The organism is Syntrophales bacterium (assembly GCA_035363115.1).
In the GTDB taxonomy this organism is placed as follows: Bacteria; Desulfobacterota; Syntrophia; order Syntrophales; family PHBD01; genus PHBD01.
In genome coordinates this window covers 25,730-33,820 of the sequence record DAOSEM010000014.1, presented here as the reverse complement: position 1 = coordinate 33,820, position 8,091 = coordinate 25,730, and the positions used below count along the sequence as shown (strand labels likewise).

General features: G+C 60.2%; 5 protein-coding genes. 3 read left to right on the top strand and 2 right to left on the bottom strand.

What is annotated here, in order from left to right:
* Nucleotides 1-245: 245 nt before the first annotated feature.
* Nucleotides 246-1,127 (bottom strand): MaoC/PaaZ C-terminal domain-containing protein, encoded by an 882-nt coding sequence (locus PLO63_17485; GenBank protein ID HOI75937.1) that lies wholly within the window; start codon nucleotides 1,125-1,127, stop codon nucleotides 246-248.
* A gap of 13 nt (nucleotides 1,128-1,140) precedes the next feature.
* Nucleotides 1,141-1,719, bottom strand: a complete 579-nt coding sequence (locus PLO63_17480) for a DUF4412 domain-containing protein (GenBank protein ID HOI75936.1) — start codon at nucleotides 1,717-1,719, stop codon at nucleotides 1,141-1,143.
* Between the two features lie 397 nt (nucleotides 1,720-2,116).
* On the opposite strand from PLO63_17480, the gene PLO63_17475 reads away from it, so the two are divergent.
* From PLO63_17475 to cfa, 3 genes are all read left to right on the top strand, one after another.
* Nucleotides 2,117-5,230, top strand: coding sequence for a PAS domain S-box protein (locus tag PLO63_17475; protein HOI75935.1), 3,114 nt, complete (start codon nucleotides 2,117-2,119; stop codon nucleotides 5,228-5,230).
* 102 nt (nucleotides 5,231-5,332) lie between these two features.
* Entirely contained in the window at nucleotides 5,333-6,388 is a 1,056-nt protein-coding gene (locus PLO63_17470; protein HOI75934.1) for a hypothetical protein, read from the top strand.
* A 355-nt stretch (nucleotides 6,389-6,743) separates the two neighbouring features.
* Nucleotides 6,744-8,003, top strand: coding sequence for a cyclopropane fatty acyl phospholipid synthase (cfa, locus tag PLO63_17465; protein ID HOI75933.1), 1,260 nt, complete (start codon nucleotides 6,744-6,746; stop codon nucleotides 8,001-8,003).
* Nucleotides 8,004-8,091 lie beyond the last annotated feature (88 nt).

Sequence of the window (8,091 nt, the reverse complement as noted above, 5' to 3'; positions counted from 1 at the left end):
GCCGCGAGGAAGGCCTTGGCGATGCCGTCCATGCGCGCCTTGAAATCACTCCAGGCGAGGCGCTCGTCCCCGAAGACCAGGGCTTCGGCCTCCGGTTTCCTTGAGGCCCACTTCTCAACGTAATGCCAGGTAAGGTTCAGGTTCTGCCAGGTCATGGTTCCCTCCTTGTAGATGGGCGGGTAGGGGAGGAAGGGGCGGCCCGGCCGCGAAACGGCCGGGCCCTGCTCATGGGTTGCCGGGGTGGATCAGGCCAGGCCGAGGACGATCGCCCCGTCGCGGATGGCCTGTTTTCCCTCGGAGTTCAGGACCTCGAAGAAACAGTGCCTGTCCCCGTCCTCCGTCGCTCTTCCGACCAGGCGGATCCGGATCTCCGTCCCTGGGATCACCATGCCGGTGAAACGGCAGGAAATGGACCGGACCTGCCGCGGATCTCCCTCCGCTTCGCGGTTCACGACCTCCCGGACAGCCAGGGCCAGCGTTGCCGTCCCCTGGTGGATGATGTCCGGGAGTCCGACGGCACGGGCGAAGGCCACGGACGTGTGGATCGGGAAATGGATGTTGGTGCAGCCGTCGTAAACGAAGGGAGCCGTCCGGTCCACGAAAACCGGGGTCTCCCAGAGGGATTCCCCGGAGGTCTCAAAGGACGGCGCCAGGGGAAGGTCTTCTCCCCCGCGTCCCTCGTCGGTGCACTGGACCCCCCGCATCATGCCGCCGATGTGCTCCGTGAAGACGGGGATTCCCGCTGCGTCTTCGGCGTCGTAGCGGATGACGAAGAGGGTTCCCGCCTTGCGGGGGATGATCGCCGCGATGCGGCCCTTCACGGTGAGCATGTCCCCCGGACGGACGAGGCGGTGGATGGCAAGGTGCTCCGTGTAATGGACCTGCGTGTTGACGATCTCCTTCGGGAACTTCGCCGATTCGATGAAGTCGGCGATGCGCTCCGTGATGGGCCAGGTGACGGCGACGCAGAACATGGGCGGAGCGACGATTCCCCCGGGGAGCGAATCATCGAGGTACAGCGGATTGCCGTCGCCCAGCGCGGCGGCGTAATTCGTCGTCTGCCGCCAGGTCACGAACGTTTCATATGGCTTGAGTGGGGTTCCGACGTGTCGGGAGGACAGCTCCATCAGACCGGTCTCCTCAGCGGCGCGGCGCGCGCGGCATGCCGGGCATGTCCATCTTCTTGAAGCCTTTCGGCTCTTCGAAGAGGCTGTCTGGCTGGCCACCCATCTGGATGTTCCGGTATTCCATGCCCCAGCTTCCGTCCACTGCCGCCTGCTTGATGGGGAAATTGTTCAGGTCCGTCGCCAGCCACTGGTACGATTTCGTCTGCCGTTTCCCGCTCTGTACCGTGACTTCATATTTCTTCGCCGGGTGCCCGTTGATCGTTTCCGTACCGATCAGCTTCCGGCTGACTTCGCCTGACATCTTCTCCCTGGGCGACTGATCCTTGGAGGGATCGAACTTCACCTCCATGTAGCTTCGCTGCTTCGGCATGACGATCCAGGTCTTCAGCAGGTCCTGCCGGGAGATCGTATAGGTTTCCTCCTGTTTCGATTCCCAGCGGAACTTTTTATCCTTCATATAAACCTTCGAGACCATCCCTTTGCCGCCCTTGCCGGTACTGACCATGTCCGCCGAGAACTCCAGCGCCAGCGCCGTGCCGTAGAACAGGAGCGCAATCAGCGCCGCTGCCAGGATAAGAAAACGCCTTCTCATGTGTACCCTCCGTTCGAATATTTTATGGAATCTGATGCGTTTCATACCATGGGTGTCGATAACGGTCCACTATCATCCGGGGTCCTCTGCTTTCCAACAGGTCTGATGGCGCTAATATACCATAATATTGATAGGTTGCCAGCCAAAGGACTTGACTTGTACGATTCCGGCGCTATACTGGCGGCTGTTTTCCAGGCATTGGAGCGAAAGGAACAACAGCCAGGTTCCAGCCCTTTTCCGGAGCAGACGGTGATGCCGATGAATCGACCGCCGAGACCCCGATTCTTTCGAGAGAAGATCGGGGTTTTTTATGTTCCGGGGAGTGGGACGGGATCCCTGCCGATCCGGTGCATATGCGATGGATAAAGGGAGTTTCATGACCCATCTGGAAGAAGGAATGAAAGATCCGGCAGAGGAAATTGCCGCGCTGAAGCGGAGAATCCGGGAGCTGGAAAAGGCGGATGACGATCGCCGTCAGGCCGAGAAGGCCCTGCGCGAGAGTGAAGAGCGTTATCGGACGCTGGTGGAACAGGCAAACGACATCGTCTTCCAGACCGACGCCAGGGGGCATTTCACATTTGTGAACCCGGCGGCGCTCCGCATTTCGGGATACCGTGAAGAAGAACTCGTGGGGAGGCATTTCTCGGCTCTGATCCGGCCGGATGCACTTGACATGGTGACCCGTCACTTCGGTCTCCAGTATGTGAAGGAAATCTCCAACACGTATCTGGAGTATCCCATTGTCAAGAAAGACGGCCAGGACCTCTGGCTCGGGCAGAATACGCAGCTTCTCTTTCAGGAGGGAGAAGCCATCGCCTTTCAGGCCGTGGCCCGGGACATTACCGAGCGGAAGCGGGCCGAGGAGACCCTGCGGGAGAGCGAGCGGAAATACCGCCTCCTCGCCGACAATTCGACCGACGTGATCTGGACCATGACACTGGACGGCCGCTTCACCTACGTCAGTCCTTCCGTCAAGTCGCTCAGCGGCTACACCCCCGAGGAGGTCCTGGAGATTCCCTTCCATGAATACGTGGTGAAATCCTGCGTGGAGCCGGCCATGACCGAGCTGGCCGCGCAGCTGGCAAAGCCCCCGGCGGAGCGCGCCCGGTCCATGACGCTGGAGATCCAGCAGTACTGCAAGGACGGGTCGGTCAAGGACATCGAGATTACCGCCTGCTGGCTGCTCGACGATGACGGAAACTCGGTCGGGGTGCAGGGAAGCACGCGGGACATTACGGACCGGAAAAAGATCGAGGAGCAGTACCGCCTGCTGATCGAGAACAGCCATGACATCATCTACACACTGAGCCTGGACGGCATCTTCACGTATGTCTCCCCCAGCTGGACCGAACTCCTGGGCCACCATCCAGAACAGGTGATCGGAACATCCTTCCAGCCGCTCATCCATCCGGACGACCTCGACGTGTGCCTTCAGGCGCTGCAGGGGGCGGTCGAAAAGGGAGAGCGGCAGGCGGGGGTCGAATACCGCATCAGGCACGCCGACGGATCCTGGCGATGGCACACCTCCAACGGCGTTCCCTTGAGGGACGCCTCGGGCAGGATCGTCGCTTTCGAGGGAAGCTGCAGCGACATCACCGAGCGCAAGCGCATGGAAGAGGCGCTCAGGGAAAGCGAGGAGCAGTACCGCCTGGTCGTGGAGAACGCGGAGGAGGCCATCTCGATCGCCCAGGAGGGCAGGCATTGTTTCATCAATCGCCGCGCAGTGGAAATCATCGGCCGCCCGAAGGAGGAGATTCTGTCGAAGCCTTTCCTGGATTTTGTTCAACCCGACGACCGGAAGATGATCGCGGAGCGATACAGGAAAAGGATGAAAGGTGAGCATGTTCCCAGCGTATACACCTTCAGGCTCCTTGCCGGGGATGGATCGATCAAGTTGGTCGAGATTCATGTGACGCCGATTTCATGGCAGGGTCAGCCGGCCACCCTGAATTTCTTCAACGACATCACGGACCGAAAGCTGGCGGAGGATGCCCTGCGGGAATCGGAAACACGTTATCAGGCATTTTTCGAGACAACAGGGGCCACCATGCTGATCGTCGAGGATGACATGACCATCTCCCTGGCGAACAAACGGTTCGAGGGCCTGACGGGCTACCGGCGGGAGGAGGTGGAAGGAAATAGAAAATGGACGGAGTTTGTCGAGAAGGAAGACCTGGAGAAGATGATCGTCCGGCACAAGGTGCGGCGGACGAATTCGGATGACGTGGAAAAAAGCTACGAATTCCGGCTGCGGCACAGGGACGGCTCCGTGAAGCATATTCTCCTGACGGTCGGCCTGATCCCGGGGACGAAACAGAGCGTCGCCTCTCTCATCGACATCACCGAGCAGCGGAACGCCGACGAGGAGAGGCGGAGGCTGGAGGAGCGCCTGCAGCACGCCGACAAGATGGAGGCCATCGGCACGCTGGCCGGCGGCATCGCCCACGACTTCAACAACCTCCTCATGGGCATCCAGGGCTACGCATCGCTGACACTCCTGGACCTGGATCCGTCCCATCCCCATTATGAAAGGCTCAAGCGGATCGAGGAGCAGGTGCAGAGCGGCACGGACCTGACCAGGCAGCTCCTGGGCTTTGCCCGCGGGGGGCGGTACGAGGTGAAGCCCACCGACATGAACGAGATCGTGAAGAAGACCTCCTCCATGTTCGGGCGGACCAAGAAGGAGATCGCCATCCACCGGAAATACGACCGGAAGCTGTGGAGCGTCGAGGCCGACCGGGGCCAGATGGAGCAGATCTTCATGAATCTGTACGTGAACGCCTGGCAGGCCATGCCGGGAGGCGGGAAGATCTACCTGGCGACGGAGAACGTCCTTCTGGACGAGACGAAGGCCCAGTTGATGTCCGTCTTCCCCGGAAAATACGTAAAAATCACCATCACCGACACCGGTACGGGGATGGATGCGAAGACGAGGGAGCGGATCTTCGATCCCTTCTTCACGACCAAGGCAATGGGCAGGGGAACGGGCCTCGGACTGGCCATGGTCTACGGAATCGTCAAGGGGCACGGCGGCATGATTCACGCGGAGAGCGAGCCGGGCCACGGATCGACCTTCACCATTCTCCTGCCCGCATCGGAGAGGGAAGTCGTGACGGAGGCAAAGGAGGCCGGAACCATCAAGAAGGGAAGCGAGACGATCCTGCTGGTCGATGACGAACCCATGGTTGCGGAGGTGACGGGAGAGCTCCTGACTTCCCTCGGTTACAGGGTTTACATCGCCGGAAGCGGGCAGGAGGCCGTCGCCGTGTACATGACGAAAAGGAACGAGATCGACCTGGTCATCCTGGACATGATCATGCCTGGCCTCTCCGGAGGGGAGACCTTCGACCGCCTCCGGACCGTCGATCCGGAGGTAAAGGTTCTCCTTTCCAGCGGCTACAGCATCGACGGAGAAGCGAACACGATCATGGAACGGGGCTGCAACGGCTTCCTCCAGAAACCCTTTCAGCTCCAGAAGCTCTCCGGCAAGCTGAGGGAGGTTCTGGATTAGAAGACCGTCCCGTCACAGCTTGGAACGACCGGGAAATGTCCGTGCAGCGGCATCATCAACGGGAATTCCGATTCATATTCAAACGGAAAGGGAGGGTGTGGCATGAACGAAGCGACGGTGCAGCAGGATGCATCCATCAAATTGCTGAAAGACACATTAAAAGAGTTCTCCGCCCTTTCCTCCGAACTGAAAGCTGTCACCCGGATCGACCGGAAGAGCCTCAAATTCAGGAAGAAGGACGTCCCAAAGAAAGGAAAGGAAGAAACACGCCTCTTTTTCAGGGACGTGATCAACAGGGCCTGCGGCAGGGAAATCTTCGAGGAAGTCCGCAGGCTGATCCGCCTTACCCATGAATCCTACGAGCGATTCAAGCGGGTGCTCGAACTGCGGGACAGCACGCACTGCTATATCACCGACAGGGCTCTCGGCCTGCTGAACGTTTCTCCCGCCGACACCGCGCTCCTTCTGGAATACTGCAAATTCCCGGACGATCCGAAAAGCGACCTGCAGGACCTGATCTTCGAGGGGCATTTCTTTGGAGATACCAAGGAGGGCGGAAAGGGCAACTTCCTGGAGAACGCCGCCCCGACGACCATGCTCATCCTGAAATACATGAAAAGGGCGACGAACGGCCTCGATGAGGACATTCACGAGCATGCGTTGATGAATTTCGTCAACCATTACAACCTGGCCGTGGGAGGAAGCGGAAGCGTCACGTCTCTCGGTGTCGCAACCCACTACCTGCAGGACCTGACGGCGCCGCACCATGTCGGCAACTACCCGGCCGTGCCCTACGTGGATCACTTTTTTTTCGAGAAATACGCGAACAAGTACGTCTATGGCTCGCCGGACTTTGTCCTGACGCCGGGCGGGTACAGCGAATTCAAGAGCTCGCTTCGGACGGGCCCGCTGGACCCGCAGGCCTTCGCCCTCGAAATCTACGACAGGGCCAGGGCGTTCATTCCCTGCATTGAGACGGACCTTCACGCCGAAGAGCCGGGTACGGAGGGATACGTCCTCAAGGTGGACAGCGCCATCGATGAATACAACCAGAGCCTGGTCGCGGGAAACCGGAAGTGGAAAGAGGCGGTGGACAAGGCAATCCCCCTGGCCGTGTATGCCTCGGCCTGCCTGTTTGAAACGGCACTGAGGGCATAGTCAGTCATCTCCGGGAGCGGAAGAAGGGGGCCGGCGCATGCCGGCCCCCTTCTTCTGTTATGCAGGACCCTGCTTGTCATCGGACGGATGCGGATGGCTTCGCACCGGCATGTCCTATGGCGGCGGCCCCTTTCTTCCGAGGAGATGGCCGCCGTTTTCTGCGGGGAGAATCAGACGGATCGGCATGGCAAAAATCGGCGTCCGGCGACAATCTGCGGCAAAAGGAGGGGAGAGGGCTCCAGGATCGCCAGGGCCGGGACCGGAAACCCGGATGTGGAAACACGACGGCGGCTCGAATAAACCCCCGGCGCTCCCGGAGGATCTTGCAATCCTTTGATAATATAGAGGAAGTCCGATGGCAAACGGTCTGGTCAAGGAAGAAAGGATTCACAGGCGCGAGTCGGTTGGGAGGCTTGACCGGGGAGTATCCATCCTCAACCCGCGTTCCCCCCGAAAAGAATTATCCCCCCCGGGAGGCACAGACTCCCGGGGCGGATCCGGTAAGCTATCCAGGTCCATCATCGAGCGACATCTTTCCCGGGCCGGCATTGTGATCGACGGCCCGAATCCCTGGGATATCCAGGTTCTCGATGACAGGCTGTACGACCGGGTGCTCAGGGAAAAGAACCTGGGGCTCGGCGAGGCCTACATGGACGGCTGGTGGGACTGCGAGCAGATCGACGAATTCATATGCCGCATCCTCCGGGCGGGCCTCGATGAAGCCGTGAAGGGGAGCTTCTCCTATCTTCTGGGATTTCTCCCGGGAATCCTCTTCAACCTCCAGTCGCTGTCCCGGTCGCACATGATCGCGAAGCACCATTACGACCTGGATGGCGATCTCTTCATGTCGTTTCTCGATCCCTACAACCAGTACAGCTGCGCCTATTTCCAGGGGACGGACGACCTCGTGGAGGCCCAGCAGAAAAAGCTCGACCTGATCTGCCGGAAGCTCGGCCTGGACTCCCGGGACCGCGTGCTGGACATCGGGGCCGGCTGGGGAGGATTGAGCCGCTACATGGCCGAGCATTACGGATGCGAGGTCACGGCCGTCAACATCTCCGAGCCGCAGATCGACTACGCCCGCCAGTTCTGCAGGGGACTGCCGGTCGAGGTGATCCGGGAGGACTACCGGCGGATCGGGGGGACCTTCGACAAGGTGGTGTCAGTCGGGATGTTCGAGCACGTGGGGAGAAAGAACTACCGGACGTTCTTCGAGGTCGTCCACCGCTGCCTGGAAGAAGACGGGGTTTTCCTTCTTCACACCATCGGTGGGAACGCCTCCCAGGCGAACTGCGATCCCTGGATCGTGCGCTACATCTTCCCGAACGGCATGCTCCCCGGCATCGCCCAGATCGGCCGCGCCACCGAAGGGCTCTTCGTCGTGGAGGACCTGCAGAACCTGGGACCGCACTACGACAAAACGCTCATGGCCTGGAACCGCCGTTTCCAGGAGTCCTGGACGCGCCTGAAAGGCAAGTATGACGGGCGCTTCATGCGCATGTGGGAGTATTACCTGCTGTCCTGCGCGGGGGCCTTCCGGTCGAGAAGCATCCAGCTCTGGCAGATCGTCATGACGAAGACGGGAGCGGCCCAGCCGTCGTGCCGGGTCGTATAGGGAAAAGCCGCAAGCTGCACAACCCTCTACCGCAGCATCGGTGAATACGGGCTTCTGGACGGCATCAACCATTTCAGGAAAGACCAGA

Excerpts from the sequence above, each read along its gene's own strand:
- PLO63_17480 (HOI75936.1), bottom strand. The coding sequence starts at position 1,719 with ATGAGAAGGCGTTTTCTTATCCTGGCAGCGGCGCTGATTGCGCTCCTG.
- cfa (HOI75933.1), top strand. The coding sequence starts at position 6,744 with ATGGCAAACGGTCTGGTCAAGGAAGAAAGGATTCACAGGCGCGAGTCG.
- PLO63_17485 (HOI75937.1), bottom strand. The coding sequence starts at position 1,127 with ATGGAGCTGTCCTCCCGACACGTCGGAACCCCACTCAAGCCATATGAA.
- PLO63_17470 (HOI75934.1), top strand. The coding sequence starts at position 5,333 with ATGAACGAAGCGACGGTGCAGCAGGATGCATCCATCAAATTGCTGAAA.
- PLO63_17475 (HOI75935.1), top strand. The coding sequence starts at position 2,117 with ATGAAAGATCCGGCAGAGGAAATTGCCGCGCTGAAGCGGAGAATCCGG.